Consider the following 17,757-nt stretch of genomic DNA (forward strand, 5'->3'; position numbering starts at 1 on the left):
TTATTTTGGTCGCTTTTGTTCGATAACATCGCCTAGCGACGCATATTGAGCTGCACCTAAACGACTTAACGGGTTTAACGTTTTAGCATCGATAGTTAATCTATTATTGTCATTTGTAACAGCCGCATCATCGATATAAACACTTTCTATTTTAAAAAAGATTAAAGTTTGCGGTGTGTTCCCTATTTTTTGTATTTCAAACACTGAACAACCAAACGCAACAGGGCAATGCTGTAATCTCGGTAATGGAAAACCGTCAAAAGCCACTAACTGGTCGTTGAGTTTTTGCATTTCTTTATCTGCAGTATCAAGTTCAGATTCACCATAAGCTAATGTAGCTGCCGACTGAGTGACTTGTTGATATTGGTTATCCGCAGCTATATGTACAACGGCTTTAGAGCCGCTTTGGCAATTTACAGTTGTGTCTTTGTCGGTATTTCCCTCTTTTAATCCAACGGAAATCATTAATAGCGGCGGGTTACTGCTAACAGCACTGAAATAGGAGAAAGGCGCTAAATTGTAATTGCGTTCCTCTTTATTTAAGGCCATGTTTTCAGTAAGCACCCAAGCAATTGGACGGGGAATAATGGTTTGGGTCATAAGGTGGTATATTTGCGCCGGGGCGTAGTCCGATAATTTAAGTTCCATAAATATTTTCTCGATTGTTAATGCCCGTATCAATTGTATTCTAAACACCAATTGTATTCTAAATGCCAATCCACCTGCACCTTACAGTCTAAGGATCAAATCGGTTTTTTTCGTACTAAAGACACACTAATTTGTATTGCTTGTTAGCGGGCTGATATCTAATTTGCAGGGAATTTCGGTTTTAATCCCCCATTATGAATTTAAATTAGTGAAATACCATAAAAATTCTCTATAAGGACTAAAAAATTAATCCAATATGCGCTACTATTTGCCGCTTTCAGTTTTTACAGATTTACGATAACGAATAATGCCGTTTTTGCATATACATTAAGGCTTAAATGAACTTACAAAAGTTTGTTTATTACTTTGAAAAGACAATGCAAAAATACGAAAAAAAGGTGAATTTCCACCTCAACGTTTCAGTCAAGAGTGTTACATGAATTTAGAAGAAATTATTGGATTAGCACAAGCAGCTATTGCCCAAGCAAATGACATCCAAAGTTTAGAAGACGTGCGCGTCGAATACCTTGGTAAAAAAGGTAGAATCACCGATTTACTTAAGTCACTTGGACAAATGGAGCCTGCTCAACGTAAGGAAATGGGTCAAACCATTAACCAAGCAAAAGGTTCAGTACAAAAGTTATTGTCAGTACGTCGCGAGCAATTACAAACTGAAGCGTTAAACGCCAAGTTAGCCGAAGAGACGATAGACGTTACTTTGCCAGGTCGCGGGATCGAGCAGGGCGGTATTCATCCAGTAAATCGCACGATTGAGCGGATCCAGTCGTTTTTTGGCGATCTTGGTTTTGAAGTAAAACAAGGTCCTGAAGTTGAAGACGGCTTTCATAATTTTGACGCGTTGAATATTCCTGAACATCATCCTGCGCGAGCGGATCACGATACGTTTTATTTTAATGCCGATACGGTTTTGCGTACGCAAACATCGGGTGTGCAAATTAGAACGATGGAACAAGAACAACCGCCATTAAGAATTATTTCTCCAGGTCGTGTATATCGCAATGACTATGACCAAACTCACACACCGATGTTTCATCAGGTAGAAGGTTTAATGGTTGATAAAAATGTCAGCTTTGCTGAGCTAAAGGGCACAATCCACGATTTCTTACGCAATTTCTTCGAAGAAGATCTGCAGGTACGTTTTAGACCATCTTACTTTCCGTTTACTGAACCGTCAGCAGAAGTTGATGTTATGGGTAAAAATGGTAAGTGGTTAGAAGTATTAGGTTGTGGCATGGTCCATCCTAATGTTTTACGTTCAGTAAACATTGACCCTGAAGAATACACAGGTTTTGCATTTGGTATGGGCGTTGAGCGCTTAACTATGTTGCGTTACGGTGTAAATGATTTGCGAGCGTTTTTTGAAAACGATCTTCGATTCTTAAAGCAGTTCAATTAAGGAACCCATAGATGAAATTTAGTGAAAAGTGGTTGAGAGAGTGGGTTAATCCGGCAATTGGTACGGATGATTTAAGTGAACAGTTATCAATGGCTGGACTTGAAGTTGACGGCGTAGAAGATGCCGCAGCGGAGTTTACAGGTGTTGTTGTAGGCGAAGTCGTAGAGTGCGGTAAACACCCAGAAGCAGACAAGTTACAAATAACCAAAATTAATGTTGGCGAAGCAGGCGATGGCGAATTAATCGATATCGTTTGTGGCGCTAAAAATTGCCGAGCAGGGCTTAAAGTTGCTGTTGCTATGGTTGGCGCGGTATTACCGGGCAATTTTAAAATTAAAAAAGCAAAATTACGTGGCCAACCGTCGTTTGGTATGTTGTGTTCATTCTCTGAGTTGGGCATGGCTGATGACTCTGACGGCATTTTAGAATTGCCTACAGATGCACCAATTGGTAAAAATGTACGCGAATATTTAAATCTAGACGATAAGATCATTGAAATTGATTTGACTCCAAATCGCAGTGATTGCCTTGGTATTGCAGGTGTCGCACGTGAAGTCGGTGTATTAAATAACATTGACGTAAACACGTTGGACGTTCAGCCTGTTGCCGCAACAATCACAGATTCAGTTAGCATTGAATTAGTTGACCCTGATGCCTGCCCTAAGTATTTAGGCCGTGTGATTAAAGGTATTAACCTAAATGCAACAACCCCAATATGGTTGGCTGAAAAGCTACGTCGAAGCGGTATTCGTTCGATTGACCCTGTTGTCGATATTACCAACTACGTTTTAATTGAGCTTGGTCACCCAATGCATGCGTTTGATTTAGCTAAAATTGAAGGTGGCATAAAAGTACGACGTGCGACTGAAAATGAAGAGTTGGTATTACTTGACGAAAATAAAGTTAAGTTAACTAAAGACACATTAGTTATTGCCGATCACCAAAAACCACTCGCCATCGCTGGCGTCTTTGGTGGATTAGACTCAGGTGTCAAAAGCGATACCACTGACATCTTGCTAGAAAGTGCGTTTTTTAATCCAGTTGTTATGGCTGGAACAGCGCGTTCTTACGGTTTGCACACCGACGCATCGCATCGTTATGAGCGCGGTGTTGACTACGAACTTCAACATGCTGCAATGGAACGCGCTACAGCGTTATTAGTTGAAATTGCCGGCGGCGAAGTGGGACCAATTGTTGAAGCTGTGTCTGAAGCTAATTTACCAGAGCAAACGGCTATTGTATTGCGTCGTAATCGCTTAGACCGAGTATTAGGTCATGTTGTTTCTGACGAAGAAGTGACAACGATTTTATCTCGTCTTGGTTTACGCGTAGAGTTTACTGGCGATAGCTGGAAAGCGATTTCTCCAAGTTTCCGCTTTGATATCAATATTGAAGAAGATTTGATTGAAGAAGTTGCCCGAGTATATGGTTACAACAACATTCCTAATATATCGCCAGTTGCGACATTAAGTATGCCAAAGCGTGACGAATCTAAACTCGATCGCACAACGTTTGCTAAGTCCCTTGTTAACTTAGGTTACCAAGAGGCGATAACTTATAGCTTTGTTGACCCTAAAGTTCAGGAAAAATTGTTCCCAAATGCGGAAACACTCGTTCTTCCTCATCCTATATCAGCAGATATGTCGGTAATGCGTTTGAGTCTATGGTCTGGTCTATTACCGACTGTGGTTCATAATCAAAATCGTCAACAGTCGCGTGTTCGCCTATTTGAAACTGGCCTGCGTTTTGTGCCTGATCAAGCGTCAGAAATGAATATCAAGCAAGAACCTATGTTATCTGGTGTCGTTACTGGTAGCGTGATGGGTGAAAGTTGGTCTGAAAAATCTCGTCCAGTTGATTTTTATGACGTAAAAGCGGATGTAGAAGCGTTATTAGCTAAATGTGTATCAGCCCAAGAATTTGCATTTAAACCGCTTCCATCGGACAGTAAATTAGCTAATGCATTGCATCCTGGCCAGTCTGCAGAAATTTATCGTAACGATAAATTGATCGGGCATATCGGTGCAGTGCACCCAGGTATTGAAAAGTCACTTGGCTTAAACGGTAAAACATTTGTATTTGAATTAGAGCTTAACGCTTTGATAAATAGGAAATTACCACAAGCTAAAGCCGTTTCTAAATTCCCTTCAAATCGCCGTGATTTAGCTATTGTGGTAAAAGAAGAAGTTAATGCCGGTGATGTTTTAAAATCTATAGAAAATATTGGCGAAAATCAGTTAGTTGACCTAAACTTATTTGACGTGTACCGTGGTGACGGTATAGACGATGGTTATAAAAGCTTAGCTTTATCTCTTATTTTACAAGATGTTGAAAAAACATTGGACGAACTTGAGATTAATACTAAGATTGATCACGTAATTAGCATGTTAACAGAGCAATTTGGCGCAACTCTGAGGGATTGACCTATGGCACTAACCAAAGCAGATATCGCGGAACATTTATTTGAGAAAGTTGGCTTGAATAAAGCAGACTCTAAAGATCTCGTTGAAGCGTTTTTTGAGAAAGTCAGAACGACTCTTGAAAACGGTGAACAAGTAAAGTTAAGTGGATTTGGTAATTTTGAACTTCGAGAGAAGAAGTCTCGACCTGGCCGAAACCCTAAAACGGGTGAAGACATTCCAATTTCAGCACGACGTGTCGTCACTTTTCGCCCTGGGCAAAAGTTGAAAGCACGGGTCGAAGTTGGAACCGCTAATCTCGTTGAGAAGTAAAACGAGTTCAAGCGTTTTTGGTTAGTACAAAGCCTAATTGTTGTTTACAATAATTAGGCGCGAACAATATAAAAAAAACCAGCATTTAGCTGGTTTTTTGTTATCTATCGATTATCGATAAAACTTAGTAAAAACCGTGCGGTGTGCGACAGTCAGAACCAAGTTTAGACAAGTAGTCTAACCAAAAGTTAGCAGGGTTGAATCCTTCGCCAACTTTAACTACTGAGTAACCTTTAGATTTAACTTCAGTAGTCGCTGCTTTGGCGCTTGCTTTTTTAGCTTTAGGCGCTTTTGCAGGTTTAGTTTCTGCTACAGGTTCAGCTGGCGCAATTTCACCGCCAGTTAATGCTGCGGTCATTTCTTCAATAGTCACCAAACGAACGTTTTTACCGCCGTCTATGCTATACCAGCCACTTTTAACTTCAATTTGTGGTTCTTTACCGTTAGCTTTTGTATAAGCTTCGGTAAATGCAGACAAGACTTGATCTTTGTCTAATTTACTCATTTTAATTACCTGTATTTCATTTATTTTTTTCGCGAGCGTTATTTATACAAAGTTTTTATTATGAATTCAACTTACAGACCAAATAAGCGATAATTTAGATAGAAATAAGCGAAAATTAACCATAAGTTACGTTAAAAATACACAATATAGAGAAATACCATGACAATTCAGCGAAATGAATTAATGAAGTACCTCAACGACTTTTTAAATATCCAAAACATCAATGACTACTGTCCAAATGGATTACAAGTTGAAGGAACTCAAGAAATTAAAAAAATTGTGACTGGCGTAACGGCAAGTCAGGCATTAATAGATGCGGCCATTGCTGTCGATGCCGATTTATTGTTGGTCCACCATGGCTATTTTTGGAAAGGTGAGGCACAGCCGATTGTTGGCCTCAAACGAAACAGAATTAAATCTTTGTTGGTAAACGACATAAACTTAGTGGGATATCATTTACCACTCGATGTGCACAGTAGCTTAGGCAATAACAAACAACTTGGTGAACTGTTAGGGTTAACGCAAATCGAGCCAATTACACATATAAGCCCAAGTGGCGTTGTTTACCGAGGTGTTTTGCCGACACCAATGACGGCGAACGACTTTGCTACGCATATTAACAGTGTTTTGGCTCGTACACCGCTCGTAGAGCAAACTTCTGAGCAACTAATAACACATGTCGCCTGGTGCACCGGAGGCGGTCAGGGATACTTAGACGCGGTTGTGGAGTTGGGTATTGACGCGTTTGTATCAGGTGAAGTATCTGAGCAAACGATACATAACGCCCGAGAGAATCAAATTCATTTTTTTGCGGCGGGGCATCATGCAACGGAACGGTATGGCGTCAAAGCGTTGGGCGAACATATTCAACGTGAATTTAATGTTGATGTTCAATTTATCGATATAAATAATCCTGCTTAACATGAAAAAACAAGATACCAGTTTTAGTAAAAGCGTCGACACATTTAAAAATAATATCTATGGCTCAAGTAAAGGCCAAGTTCGAGAGGCCGTTTTATTACGAGATTTAGAATCGATAATACACAGTAAACAAAAGCTCAATATTATTGATGTGGGAGGTGGGCAGGGACAGATCGCGCTAAAATTAGCTCAACAAGGGCATAACGTGACAATTTGCGACATTTCTGAAGAAATGTTGGATGTGGCCAAAAATAAAGCGATTGAGTTGAATATAAGCGATAAAGTGGCATTTATTCACTGTCCTTTGCAGGAGTTGCCAAGTAAATTGCAAACTAAGTTTGATGTGGTGTTATGCCACGCTGTTTTTGAATGGCTTGCGGACCCTCAAGCGGCATTCAAAATTCTTGCCGATTATTTAACAGACAAGGGGCAGTTATCATTGATGTTTTATAATGCCAATGGCCAGATAATGAGTAATTTGGTTTACGGTAACTTTGATTATATTGAAGCGGGATTTAACGTTAAAAAAGCGGTAAGGTTAAATCCACAAAATGCATTAATGCCGGATACGGTTAAAGATTGGGCTAAACAGGCCGGATTATCGCTGTGTTTAGACACTGGCGTTCGGTGTTTTCACGATTACATGAGAAATCGTGAACAGTGGACTAAAGACATTAATAAGATTGTTGAAATGGAATTAACCTATTCCACCAAAGAACCGTTTGCATCGATTGCACGATACAAACATTTTATATTTAAAGCTAATTAGGACTGCCCGTGAAATTATATGGTTCGACTACTTCTCCTTTCGTTAGACGTCTTCGCCTGTTACTGGTACAAAGTGATTATCAATTTGTCCCTTTTAATATTTTTGGCAATGATCGCGACACAATCAAAAAGACCAATCCAACGTTAAAAGTGCCTATTTTTGAAGACGTAATTGATGGACGTACACAACAAATATTCGATTCGGGAAATGTCTTTCGTTATTTGTATCAAAAGTTTGAAATTCAGCCTTTGTCGGTAAAAGAACAAAATGACTTGTCAGTCATCGACGCCTGCTGTGATTCGTTAGTAAATATGATGATATTGACTCGCAGCGGCGTGGAAGTAAATAAAGACAAATTGTATTTTAATATTCAGCGAGAGCGCCAACTATCAAGCTTTGAATATTTAGAGGACCAAATTGCTCAGGGGGAGTTTTCAAATTGGCGCTACCCAAGTATTGCGTTATTGGCAACGGTAGAATGGGCAAACTTTAGAAGTTTATTTGATTTTACTGGTTATCCGAACATTCAACGTTTTATCAAAGACAACAGTACCCAACCTGGTGTATTAGAAACAGCACCAAAAGATTAAGGTTTAGGGCGTCAAAACACAAATTAACGACAGTTATTATTTAGTAACTGTCGTTAATTACTGCAATAAACAACGCACTTATTTATTTAAACTGCAATCGACTATAAAGGGTTAAACAACAACGACAGAGTTATCGTCAAAACTGACTGGCGAAGGGCAGTAGGCATCTGCGTTCCAATCATTTTCCCATTTTGAATCGTCTAATAAATATTTAAATTGATATTTATTTTCTGTTTCTAAATCTAAAGTAAGAGAGAAATCACCTGATTTTAATTTTTTCATTGGAGCTTCTTTCCAACCATTAAAATCACCAGCAATTGCAACTTTTTCAGCCGCATCACATTCTTCTTTTTTGATTTTGAATGTCACTTTACAAATTGGTTTACTTTTTAAGTATTTTTTATTCAGGCTCATAATGTACTTCCCTAGTTAAATTAAATTTAATGCTGTAAATATAGCCAATTTTGAAAAAATGGAAATATATTTTTAGTGTTTTTACTCTATGCATTCGATTGTATCACTAAAAAATTTCGAATTACTTATATTGTTATGCGTTTTTCTTACTGTTTAAACTGGTTGACCGCATATGTAATGCAACTAACCATGGGATTTTAGTCCGCAATAAAACAGGATAGAAACAATAAGTTTATGTCGTAATTCGGTTACTATTAATCATATTTACATTAAAAAAGGGAGCCGAAGCCCCCTTGTTTAACAAAAAATTCATATAGGTAATTAATTTACAATAACCAAGCGTAACTCAGTTTCATAAATACACTGCGATTATCGGACTTAATATTTGTTAGTGAGTCGTTGTCTTTACCTGCTTCTGAATAACCAACAAAAAATAGCGTTTGAGGGTTAATTTTATAGCTATATAAAAGCTGTGCAGAAAGTCTACGGAAATTTTCATTACGATCGCCTGGATCTACATATTTTGACAAATTTCTATCTATCTCTGTATAAACCAACGACAGTCGTAAAAAGCTCTTAATGGAAAACTGATAGGTATTTCTCAAGTCGAGTAATTTCGCAGTAAAAACATTGTCGCCTTCATGATCTAATCGCGTGTATTCAAATCGTATTTGCGATTTGAGGTGAGTATTTATATTCCAAGAAATATTAGGTTCTAAAACAAGTTGATCAGAAATCCTATTATTTGCATAGTCAATCGCTTTACCTTTTTTAAAGTAATTGCCCAACCAAAGGTTAGATGTTGGTTTAAATTCGCCCCACATGTTGATGTTCTTTTCATAAAACATGTCGGTATTCGCATCAATAGCCAAATAGTCCTGAGCGCTTTGAGCATCAATTATTACTGGATTGTCGTGGCTGTAGACAAGTTCGTTGTTAGTGCGGGCACCAACTCTATCACGCCCTAAAAACCCAACGCGAAGATAGCTTTGTTTTGGACCATTAAAATTAATATTAAATTCGTTTTCTTGCTCTAACAACTCGCCATCTTGGTTATGTGTGATGTCGATATCTCCATTTATTCGAAATCGCGACCACCAGTCATCGTCGTCACCACGCCAAACATAACCGCCACCAATGACACTCATTGTGCGGTCGACTGTATCGATAAATGCTAAGTCGGCCCTAAAATTTTCACCTATATCTTCGTGGCGAACATTAAAGTACCAATCTCTGTTTTCGTGAGTATATTGAATACGATAGGCAAGGTCTGAGCTATTGACACTAAAAGCTCGCAGGTATTGTTCGCCAAAGTTAAAGGTGGTTATATTGGTGTGTTCGTCTGTGCTCGTATCTGAAAAATAGTCAAATACATCGCTTAATCCCACTTCAGAGAATTCAGTATTGGTTCTTATTATCTGAAAATTAACCGTATCCTGAGGGCTAGGTTGGTATTTGGTATCAAAACTGAGCACTTCGTTATGATAGTCGTCGTTGTCTCGAATGGTAGAAACTACGCCAACTGCAAGTTCTTTATTGACAGCATAACGATAGCGAAACGCACTATTTAAGGTATCTTGTTCAATGCTATAGCCAGAAGAACGTAAGTTGCCAGGAGTAATAATGTTTGCGGTTTTGTCGTTTGCTATAAAGGCAGCAAATGAATGGTCACCGGATTTACCCGTGATCTTTGCGCCATAATCAGGCGCATTTATATTACGTGTATAGATCAGGTTAACTGGGGTGTCGAAATAGTCTTGGTTTTCAAGAAAGAAACTTCGTTTTTCCTGTAAATATAACGCAAAAGTATTATTAACGTTGAGCTGCCCAGAGTCAGCTTCTACTTGAGAAAAATCGGGGTTTAAGGTGGCATTAAGGGTAATGTCTGGCGTGATCCCCCACTTGACGTCTAACCCAACGTCACTATTGCTTTCTTCGCTCCAATCGTTTGTTTCACTTAAATCTCGACTTTTCGTTTTACCTGTAACAAAGGTTGGTATAGCAGTAAGGTTATTGCCTTGCTTAGCACCTGAAAAGCCACGTTCAATTGGCATCTGACATATCCAACAGTTATTGTCTTGGCTCATCTGTGCATTAGAGATTCGCATTTGGGTGTCTCGAGGATAGAAACGAACAAACTCCATGCCCCAATGTTGAATGTCTAAACTGTCGTCAAAATTTAAGATACGAAGCGGTATCGCGATTTCAACTTGATAACCAAAATCCGTAATTTGTCCCGCAGCTTCCCAAATACCATCCCATGCCGGACTTTCGTTTTTAGTTAGTTCATTTTCTATCGCATCAGCTTGAGTGCCTAATGGATTTATGAAAAATTGATAGGCTAGGGAATGGTCGTGGTAACTGTCTATTTTTACCGCAACACGGTCATCATTCCAATTTGAATCTCGGTCCGTTAAGTTTGCGATGATCTTAGAAGGATCTGGATCATAAGCTTTAAACGCAATAAATAAGGTATCCCCGTTTTCGTAAACAAACGCTTCGGTTTTTACTGGAGCAGACATATTCTCGCGAGGGTAAGTTTCGTTATTAACTGCAATTAGACGTGCGTCTTGCCACTCTGAACTATCGAGTACACCGTCGATAAGTGCAATCTTGTCAGACTTAGGAATACTAATATGTGACTTTTTTGATGATTTTTTTTGGCCTATTGGCGCAGATTCGACCAAGCCTGAAAATATAAAGCTGGTTGATAATAATAAAGCGAGAAACTTCATTCGTTCTCCGAAAATTGTTATTCCGTTAAATTCGCCATGATAATAATCCAGTTTTCACAAAAAAGATGTGAATTACGTTGAACAACTCTCGTGACACGATTAAGTGCATAGTCGAGTGAGAACAACAAAAAGTTTAAATTATTCCAAAATTTATTTACAGCGGTAAAAAGATATCAATTTAGAACCAATGTTAGTAAAAATTTCAGAGTTGGTATTGCAAATTTAACTCAAAAAAATAATACCTTTTACATCAACGAAAGGTAAATTAGTACAGCTTACTTAACGGACTGACAACGCCATTCGCACCTTGTTGCAAAACGTGTGTATAGATTTGTGTCGTTCGGACATCAGTATGACCTAATTGACTTTGCACCGTTCTAATATCTGCACCGGATTGTAATAAATGGGTGGCAAAGGAGTGACGCAAAGTATGGGGTGTCACGGGCTTGGTGATACCCGCATTTATTGACGCTGCTTTTACGGCTTTACGGATACCCGAATGGTCAATGTGATGACGCCTAATCTCACCGGTTTCCGGGTCAGCACTTAATTTATGGGATGGAAATAAAAAATGCCAATGCAACGTTTTATTCGCTCCAGGATATTTTTTACTTAACCTGTGTGGTAACCAAACTCCAGCATATTGTTCATTATCTAAATCGAGTTTTAAATATTCATCGACCTGAATAATTTGATTCCTCAAAGCTGGAACTAACTCCTGAGCAAGTGTAACAACACGATGTTTATTGCCTTTACCATTCCAAATTCGAATACACTTGTAGTCAAAATCAATATCCTGAACCCTAAGTTTCATAGCCTCCATTAAACGCAAACCACTGCCATACAGCAAACTTGCCACCAGGAGATGACGCTTATGCAACTTGGTCATTAACTTTTTTACTTCTTCCTGAGTTAAAACAACTGGAAGCTTTTGCTGGCGACTACTTTTTACAAAACACAAATTTAGCGACAATTCATTTTTTAAAACATGTTTATATAAAAAGGAAAGTGCATTTAGTGCCGTCATTTGCGTCCTCGCCGCCACATTTTTAGTTAGCACCAAATAATCCAAGAATGCTTCAACTTCCGTATTACCCATCGTCACTGGATGCCGTTTATCATGAAAATGAATGAACTCTGCGATCCAAAACAAGTATGTTTCAATTGATTTTTTTGCATATTGTCGACTATACATAAAATCGGCAATACTATTCAAAAATGGCGACCGAGTTTGCATTTTATATCCTTATGAATGCTGTTTTTATATACAGTATTGCGCATTTTCCTCACTAGTCAAGAAATGAGGAAACTTTCCGCATTTCCACAAATCCACCAAAAAACCACAATCTCCCAAACATAAACGTTGCAAGCACCCCAAAGAATTTGCTACTAATAAATAAAATAAACACAGGGAAAATATTTTTTCAGGATATGAGGAAACTTTCCCCTGATTAAACTGTTATATAGCCTTAGAGTTCACATGCGAATATTTAACATCGGTGGTAGGACACATGTACAGCCACGAGAGACAATACGTTGTAATCGTTGTGGTCTTGAATACCTACTAGAAGTTACAACTTGTCCTCATTGTAAAGGAATGAGTAACGGAGAAATAATTGAAAAATTGCATATTCCACACTCTGAACAGCAAGATAAAAATAATAAAACCGGAAGAACTTTTTTCGTCATCTTTATTACTCTGGTAGTGTTGTTTGTTATTTCAGTTGTGAATTAGAGAACGGCTAAATAACAAGCGCATTAAGTCAGACGGCCTCAAATTAGGCCTCATTAATGCAAAAAGAAACGGCGCATAAATGCGTCCCAAATTGGTCCGCTGCTTATGCGGGCGTTAGCTATACAATTGAATTTTCAGTGGCAAGTGATACTATAGTGGTACTTATCAGTACTAAGGTAACTTTTTATGAGAGTTGAATTGGTTACAACTTTAAAGCGCCAAGCTACGAAAATATTGGCAGATCTTCATGTTTCTAAAGAACCTGTTTTAATAACAGAGCATGGTCAACCGTCTGCTTATCTAGTCGATGTAGAAGATTATGAACTGATGCAAAAACGGATGGCAATATTGGAAGGTATAGCGAGAGGGGAGCAATCAATCGCGAATGGGAATACCACGACTAATGCAGATGCTAAAGTGAAGATGGCGAAATGGCTGAAATAATTTGGACAGACGCCGCATTATATGATTTAGATGAAATTGCAGAATATATAGCGATTTCAAATTTGATTGCAGCAAAAAAGTTAGTCCAACTTATTTTTGAAAAAGTAGAGCGCTTGGAACTTTATCCGGAATCGGGCAAAAAGCCGCAAGAAATCCAAAACCTAAATTATCGTGAAATTGTAATTAACCCATGTCGTATATTTTACAAATATGAACAAGATAACGTTTATATATTACATGTATTAAGGCAAGAACGTGATTTAAGGCGTTATCTTATAACCGAGTTCTAGTATAGCTAACAAAGCAATAAAGTCGGACGCGTCAAGCTTGGCTCGCGTTCGTCCCTCACGGATTTTAGCCAAGCTTAACTCAGCCTCTTATTGAAGCGTTAACTAGGCCCAAAATATCAAGGTTATAAATTTGAACCTTTAGTGTTTTGTTTTGGGTTAAACCTAGCCGATTTCGGTTTACTTATGTGGGTGTTGCCGGTTCCACATAGCAACATTTTACTTTCGTTGCAGCGTTTACAACAAACCAACGGATAGCTAAGTTTAGTGTTAATTGACGTTTTAGTGGGTTGTAGGCTACCGTGGTTTTAAAAGTTTTGTTCTGTTTAAAACTGCAATTCTGATTGATTACCCATTAATGAAATAGTGGTAAAAATTTGAAATATCGTAAATGGGGTTCAGTGTTGTTTGGACAATCGGGGTAATTTGAATTGCGGAGCGTGGTGCTAGGCCTACGTTAACAAATCAATAAAGTCGGACGCGTCAAGCTTGGCTCGCGTTCGTTCCTCACGGATTTTAGCCAAGCTTAACTTCGCCTCTTATTGAAGCGTTATAAACCTTAATCAAGTAATGGAGTACATGATGAAAATTAATTACCTAATAATATCTACCCTAGTAATTCTTACAGGCTGCGATGATTCAGATAGCAATTATAATATCGACGTTTATATAAGTACTGGTGAACTCCAATGCCAAGAAAATGGTTTATCTATCTCTGAAACTAAAGGTTATTTATTGGACGCTAATATAGAAGTTAAATCTGAGAGTTGTGGTCATTTAACTGAAATTAATTATGCCGAGGTTTGCGGTGGTGAAACAGGAAACCTCCATGTATTCTCTATTTCTATAGCGGATGAAAATACAGCAGAAAATTTAGGGTTCACTATTCCGGATAATACGATTTCTGAGGATGACTATGAAAAAGAAGATTGTAGTGTTTAAAGGTTTATAACAAGTCGATAAAGAAAGGGACATAAAATCATTGGCTTGGCGCTCGTGCCTCGCTAAAGTATAACCAATAATTTTATTGCCTCTTATCGAGGCGTTAGGTAAATATGGAGAGTTACTCTCCAATAAATATTAAAAAGGATTTTTATGAAGTATCTATTAATTGTTGTTATTTGTGCAGGGGCTTACTATTTTTATTCAAACAAAGCATCAATTCAACCTTCAACTAATGACTTGGAATACACTGAACTAATTAAACATTTAAAAACTAATAATGTTAAGACTTCAGTTCTTTTAAGCTCAGCTTATAAATTTGCTGTTGATGGTTGTAATGATAACGAATGGTTAAAAATTAAAGGTTCAAATACGCAAGCATGCAATGACAGGCTCAATTCATTTAAGGATATATGTGCAGAAAGAATTTTTCCTGATATGGATATCATTGTTGACGGATATGATACTGCAAATAAAATGTTAAAGCGTTATTCAGAATGTACAGGTGTCTAATTTACCTAACAAGTCATTGCAAAGGACTAAAAACAGTTGGCCGTTGCTCGTGCCTCGCCATTTTGGCCAACAATTTTTAGCCTCTGAATGAGGCGTTAGCAAGTCAAAGGAAGGGTTAGGGTTTTTATTTAAACAAGGAATGTGTTCTGCTCAAATCAAAGCAATATTTCATCACTTCCTAGTTTGCACCAAATCCCGATAACGTTTCGTAAAGTATTTAAGTAGTGTGGTAGTTTGGCTACTCACATTTTATGTTTTGAAAAAGTGTGGTTTATCTGAGAAAGTTGAACCATGAATTATTAATTAAAAATTGTCTCACAGCGGAATTCTGTTTTGGCTTGGATTAGTCGGTAACTTACAGTGGCAGCAGTAAATTGCACACTCTGAAGGTTGCCAGCTAACAAGTCACTAAAGAAAGACAAAACAGAGTTGTACCGGTTCTTGCAAACGACGCAACAACCGGCCCAACAAACTGTTTTGCTTCTTAGTGAGGCGTTAGGAATACTATTTGAATTCATACGTAGATTTAAGCATTGAACAATTTCTGTCATGGGATCATCGTAAAGAATGCCCTAAAACTATTAATTTTCCTTCGGAATACGAAGGTCAATCTGACCTGCGGATTGCCTGCACTCAATTAAACTTATCTGCATCTAAGCAAAAGAAATTAGTAGACGAATGGGCTGCATTAATACCAACACTAACTCATGTTGAGCATATCTGGTTTTATAGTCGAGTACCTCAAAGGCTACTTGATTCGGTTTCTAGGTTACCTAAATTAAGGTCGCTATTTATTAAGTGGAGTGGAAACGGCATTACTGACTTGGTGAAAGTTGGAGATCTAAAATCACTCGAACGACTATATATTGGTAGTTGTACACAGTTAGAAACCCTAGAAAGCTTGAAGAAACTAAAAAACTTAAAGTGGTTAGAGTTGCATGAACTTAAAAAAATCAATGATATCTCAGCAATCAAAAACCTCAATGATCTATTAGGCTTAACATTCACTGGTGGAATGTTTGGTAAACAATCTTTAAAAAGCATTGAAGCTATTTCTCATTTAACAAATCTTGAGTTCCTTGATCTACATAGACTCAAAGTTGAAAGTGAGGATGTCTCTGCGATTTCTAAATTAAAAAATCTAAAATACTTGGATCTTCCAATTTATTATCCTTTATCTGAGTTCGCTAGGATTTATGCTGCTTTACCCAATTGTGATCACGATATTTACGCTTTCCGCAAAACAAATGAAATTTGCGTAAAGTGCATGAAAGGAGAAATGGTGCTACCAATGGCTAAGAATAAAAGGCAGATTTGCACAGTTTGTAGCGAGCTAAAAGTTAAAAAACTAGAAGATGAATTTTTAGGGTTAGTGGAGTCGTATTCCTAACAAGTCAATTCAGCAGGACAAAAAACAGTTGGTTTTGCTCCTGCGTCGCTAATTTTAACCAACTATTTTTTGCCTCTGATTGAGGCGTTATGTGCCAAGAGGAATTTGAGTGTTCGGAAGCAAAGATAGATTTTTAGCGGACTTAGTCCAGAAAGGTTATCTCAATACACCGAAGAGCGAGATACTCCAAGCAATCGCTGAGTCTGGGAACTGGCAAGAGTTCGAAGAGTGGCGAATTTCAACAATAACCGAATTCAATATTGGCACTGAGAAGTTCCAAAACGAGGATTGGTTCAGGGTTATCGTAAAGTGTGATTATGAGTTTAGTTGTGTTTGTCCTACCATCGAACGAGCTATAGAAATGGCTGGCATGTATCAGCAGTTAATTATGAACTTGTTTACTCAGGTTGGTTGGCCGTCATGGGCAAGCATAAGTTCTGTGAAACCATGAACTTCAGCACATAACAAGCCGTTGAAGGTGTGGACGTCTAACGCATGGCTGACGTTCGTCCCTCACGATTATAGCCATGCATTATCCGCCCCTTAACGGAGCGTTAGGCATACTCATGAAATTTGGCTTCATTATACCAGTCTTGATCTTTGTTTCGTATACAGCAATGTCGTCTACTCCAATAAAACTTACGGAAAGCATCCTGAACTCTAGTAAGCCTGTCGCTTTAGCTCACAAAATCGTGCATAAAAAAATCAGTGCAAGTGTTCTTGAGAGTTCAATAAAATCGTACGGAGAAATTACAAACTTTACTTGTTTCATGAGCCATGACTCTGATTTATTCGATACTGTTGCCTGTCACATTACCTATGAGCAATTGAAAAATGGTGAAGTCTTGGAGTTTTATTATTTTCTTGATGAAGATGATTGGATAGGTACTAATGTTACATTTATTAATAAAGTACCTAAGCAAGGGTGTATTAAGTCTGTTTCAAAAGGCCAAGGCTTAATGAAGGGCTTAAACATTGAACTTGATGAGTGCTAGTGCTAGGTATGCCTAACAAGCCGTTTAAGGCATGGACGTCTAACGCGTGGTTGACGTTCGTTCCTCACGATTATAACCACGCATTATCCGCCCCTTAACGGAGCGTTAGGTATATCTATGAAATCAGTGTTTTTTATCCTTATCTTATTTATAACATCTTGCTCATCAATATCGCAAAAGAACATGCCAAATTACCTAGTTGGTATTTGGGCTAGTGAAGATGTGGAATTCAGGGGACAGTTTTTGGTAAAAGGAGTGGCTATTTATTTGACGGAGAGCGGCACTGGTGCGATGTTGGCTGGCCCCCCAGCAATTGGTAGACGTATAGAAACGAATTATGATCCAGTATCAAAAATAATATTCTACAAAGAGCTTGATTTACATGACAAAGTAGTGCGAGAAGATTCAATTAAATATGTCGATGAATCTAATGTTTTTATATTGAATTCAGTCAATAATTTAGTTTTAACTCGAAAATTTGATGTTATATCTAGAAAAACTAAACGACTACTAAAAATATAAAATATACCTAACAAGTCATTAAAGCAGGACAAAAAACAGTTGGTTTTTGCTCCTTCGTCGCTTATTTTAACCAACTATTTTTAGCCTCTTAATGAGGCGTTGAGGCTGTAGAATAAGTCCCTTTATGATCAAAAGTTCGGTCAGTATTGATTGCTAAACTTGTTTGTTATTTAGCCACCTTTTCGTTTGTACTATGCG

19 protein-coding genes are annotated in these 17,757 nt (G+C 38.0%); 14 read left to right on the top strand and 5 right to left on the bottom strand.

Annotated features, from left to right (window positions below; genetic code table 11):
• Positions 1–648 carry a flavin reductase family protein gene (locus KO525_RS03630; RefSeq protein ID WP_215962426.1) on the bottom strand — a complete coding sequence of 216 codons (648 nt, stop codon included), beginning with the start codon at positions 646–648 and terminating at the stop codon, positions 1–3.
• Between the two features lie 436 nt (positions 649–1,084).
• Between KO525_RS03630 and pheS the strand changes: the two genes are divergently transcribed.
• From pheS to KO525_RS03645, 3 genes are read left to right on the top strand one after another with little or no spacing between them, the layout of a single operon-like run.
• Complete coding sequence (pheS, locus tag KO525_RS03635) at positions 1,085–2,065, top strand: phenylalanine--tRNA ligase subunit alpha (RefSeq protein ID WP_215962427.1); 981 nt, start codon at positions 1,085–1,087, stop codon at positions 2,063–2,065.
• An 11-nt stretch (positions 2,066–2,076) separates the two neighbouring features.
• Positions 2,077–4,488 (top strand): phenylalanine--tRNA ligase subunit beta, encoded by a 2,412-nt coding sequence (gene pheT / locus KO525_RS03640; RefSeq protein ID WP_215962428.1) that lies wholly within the window; start codon positions 2,077–2,079, stop codon positions 4,486–4,488.
• 3 nt (positions 4,489–4,491) lie between these two features.
• Positions 4,492–4,797, top strand: coding sequence for an integration host factor subunit alpha (locus KO525_RS03645; RefSeq protein ID WP_215962429.1), 306 nt, complete (start codon positions 4,492–4,494; stop codon positions 4,795–4,797).
• A gap of 124 nt (positions 4,798–4,921) precedes the next feature.
• Here KO525_RS03645 and KO525_RS03650 read toward each other — a convergent pair whose 3' ends face one another.
• Positions 4,922–5,302, bottom strand: coding sequence for a hypothetical protein (locus tag KO525_RS03650; protein WP_215962430.1), 381 nt, complete (start codon positions 5,300–5,302; stop codon positions 4,922–4,924).
• Between the two features lie 159 nt (positions 5,303–5,461).
• Here KO525_RS03650 and KO525_RS03655 point away from each other — a divergent pair, with 159 nt between their 5' ends.
• Genes KO525_RS03655 through KO525_RS03665 form a run of 3 tightly spaced genes read left to right on the top strand, consistent with a single transcriptional unit; the run spans position 5,462 to position 7,582 of the window.
• A complete protein-coding gene (locus KO525_RS03655) occupies positions 5,462–6,223 on the top strand; it encodes a Nif3-like dinuclear metal center hexameric protein (RefSeq protein ID WP_252736611.1) in 762 nt (253 codons plus the stop codon).
• A gap of 1 nt (position 6,224) precedes the next feature.
• Positions 6,225–6,992 (top strand): methyltransferase domain-containing protein, encoded by a 768-nt coding sequence (locus tag KO525_RS03660; RefSeq protein WP_215962431.1) that lies wholly within the window; start codon positions 6,225–6,227, stop codon positions 6,990–6,992.
• An 8-nt stretch (positions 6,993–7,000) separates the two neighbouring features.
• Positions 7,001–7,582, top strand: coding sequence for a glutathione S-transferase family protein (locus tag KO525_RS03665; protein ID WP_215962432.1), 582 nt, complete (start codon positions 7,001–7,003; stop codon positions 7,580–7,582).
• A gap of 111 nt (positions 7,583–7,693) precedes the next feature.
• On the opposite strand, the gene KO525_RS03670 is transcribed toward KO525_RS03665, so the two are convergent.
• From KO525_RS03670 to KO525_RS03680, 3 genes are all read right to left on the bottom strand, one after another.
• Entirely contained in the window at positions 7,694–7,996 is a 303-nt protein-coding gene (locus KO525_RS03670; RefSeq protein WP_215962433.1) for an isoamylase early set domain-containing protein, read from the bottom strand.
• Between the two features lie 326 nt (positions 7,997–8,322).
• Complete coding sequence (locus KO525_RS03675) at positions 8,323–10,731, bottom strand: carbohydrate binding family 9 domain-containing protein (RefSeq protein ID WP_215962434.1); 2,409 nt, start codon at positions 10,729–10,731, stop codon at positions 8,323–8,325.
• A gap of 265 nt (positions 10,732–10,996) precedes the next feature.
• The gene (locus KO525_RS03680) at positions 10,997–11,968 is read right to left on the bottom strand and encodes an integron integrase (RefSeq protein WP_215962435.1); all 972 of its coding nucleotides are present in this window, start codon (positions 11,966–11,968) and stop codon (positions 10,997–10,999) included.
• Positions 11,969–12,652: 684 nt separating this feature from the next.
• Here KO525_RS03680 and KO525_RS03685 point away from each other — a divergent pair.
• From KO525_RS03685 to KO525_RS03720, 8 genes are all read left to right on the top strand, one after another.
• The gene (locus KO525_RS03685) at positions 12,653–12,910 is read left to right on the top strand and encodes a type II toxin-antitoxin system Phd/YefM family antitoxin (protein ID WP_215962436.1); all 258 of its coding nucleotides are present in this window, start codon (positions 12,653–12,655) and stop codon (positions 12,908–12,910) included.
• A complete protein-coding gene (locus KO525_RS03690; RefSeq protein ID WP_215962437.1) occupies positions 12,898–13,200 on the top strand; it encodes a type II toxin-antitoxin system RelE/ParE family toxin in 303 nt (100 codons plus the stop codon). The genes KO525_RS03685 and KO525_RS03690 overlap by 13 nt, the downstream gene beginning before the upstream one ends.
• Before the next feature lie 567 nt (positions 13,201–13,767).
• Positions 13,768–14,139: a hypothetical protein gene (locus KO525_RS03695; RefSeq protein WP_215962438.1), complete on the top strand. Its 372-nt coding sequence runs from the start codon at positions 13,768–13,770 to the stop codon at positions 14,137–14,139.
• 153 nt (positions 14,140–14,292) lie between these two features.
• Positions 14,293–14,652 (top strand): hypothetical protein, encoded by a 360-nt coding sequence (locus KO525_RS03700; RefSeq protein WP_215962439.1) that lies wholly within the window; start codon positions 14,293–14,295, stop codon positions 14,650–14,652.
• 508 nt (positions 14,653–15,160) lie between these two features.
• A complete protein-coding gene (locus KO525_RS03705; protein WP_215962440.1) occupies positions 15,161–16,042 on the top strand; it encodes a hypothetical protein in 882 nt (293 codons plus the stop codon).
• A gap of 109 nt (positions 16,043–16,151) precedes the next feature.
• Complete coding sequence (locus KO525_RS03710) at positions 16,152–16,493, top strand: hypothetical protein (RefSeq protein WP_215962441.1); 342 nt, start codon at positions 16,152–16,154, stop codon at positions 16,491–16,493.
• A gap of 115 nt (positions 16,494–16,608) precedes the next feature.
• Positions 16,609–17,037, top strand: a complete 429-nt coding sequence (locus KO525_RS03715; protein ID WP_215962442.1) for a hypothetical protein — start codon at positions 16,609–16,611, stop codon at positions 17,035–17,037.
• 117 nt (positions 17,038–17,154) lie between these two features.
• Complete coding sequence (locus KO525_RS03720; RefSeq protein ID WP_215962443.1) at positions 17,155–17,559, top strand: hypothetical protein; 405 nt, start codon at positions 17,155–17,157, stop codon at positions 17,557–17,559.
• Positions 17,560–17,757 lie beyond the last annotated feature (198 nt).

It is taken from the genome of Psychrosphaera sp. B3R10, from assembly GCF_018861025.1.
Taxonomy (GTDB): domain Bacteria; phylum Pseudomonadota; class Gammaproteobacteria; order Enterobacterales; family Alteromonadaceae; genus Psychrosphaera; species Psychrosphaera algicola.

Excerpts from the sequence above, each read along its gene's own strand:
- KO525_RS03630 (WP_215962426.1), bottom strand. The coding sequence starts at position 648 with ATGGAACTTAAATTATCGGACTACGCCCCGGCGCAAATATACCACCTT.
- pheS (WP_215962427.1), top strand. The coding sequence starts at position 1,085 with ATGAATTTAGAAGAAATTATTGGATTAGCACAAGCAGCTATTGCCCAA.
- pheT (WP_215962428.1), top strand. The coding sequence starts at position 2,077 with ATGAAATTTAGTGAAAAGTGGTTGAGAGAGTGGGTTAATCCGGCAATT.
- KO525_RS03645 (WP_215962429.1), top strand. The coding sequence starts at position 4,492 with ATGGCACTAACCAAAGCAGATATCGCGGAACATTTATTTGAGAAAGTT.
- KO525_RS03650 (WP_215962430.1), bottom strand. The coding sequence starts at position 5,302 with ATGAGTAAATTAGACAAAGATCAAGTCTTGTCTGCATTTACCGAAGCT.
- KO525_RS03655 (WP_252736611.1), top strand. The coding sequence starts at position 5,462 with ATGACAATTCAGCGAAATGAATTAATGAAGTACCTCAACGACTTTTTA.
- KO525_RS03660 (WP_215962431.1), top strand. The coding sequence starts at position 6,225 with ATGAAAAAACAAGATACCAGTTTTAGTAAAAGCGTCGACACATTTAAA.
- KO525_RS03670 (WP_215962433.1), bottom strand. The coding sequence starts at position 7,996 with ATGAGCCTGAATAAAAAATACTTAAAAAGTAAACCAATTTGTAAAGTG.
- KO525_RS03675 (WP_215962434.1), bottom strand. The coding sequence starts at position 10,731 with ATGAAGTTTCTCGCTTTATTATTATCAACCAGCTTTATATTTTCAGGC.
- KO525_RS03680 (WP_215962435.1), bottom strand. The coding sequence starts at position 11,968 with ATGCAAACTCGGTCGCCATTTTTGAATAGTATTGCCGATTTTATGTAT.
- KO525_RS03685 (WP_215962436.1), top strand. The coding sequence starts at position 12,653 with ATGAGAGTTGAATTGGTTACAACTTTAAAGCGCCAAGCTACGAAAATA.
- KO525_RS03690 (WP_215962437.1), top strand. The coding sequence starts at position 12,898 with ATGGCTGAAATAATTTGGACAGACGCCGCATTATATGATTTAGATGAA.
- KO525_RS03695 (WP_215962438.1), top strand. The coding sequence starts at position 13,768 with ATGGAGTACATGATGAAAATTAATTACCTAATAATATCTACCCTAGTA.
- KO525_RS03700 (WP_215962439.1), top strand. The coding sequence starts at position 14,293 with ATGAAGTATCTATTAATTGTTGTTATTTGTGCAGGGGCTTACTATTTT.
- KO525_RS03715 (WP_215962442.1), top strand. The coding sequence starts at position 16,609 with ATGAAATTTGGCTTCATTATACCAGTCTTGATCTTTGTTTCGTATACA.
- KO525_RS03720 (WP_215962443.1), top strand. The coding sequence starts at position 17,155 with ATGAAATCAGTGTTTTTTATCCTTATCTTATTTATAACATCTTGCTCA.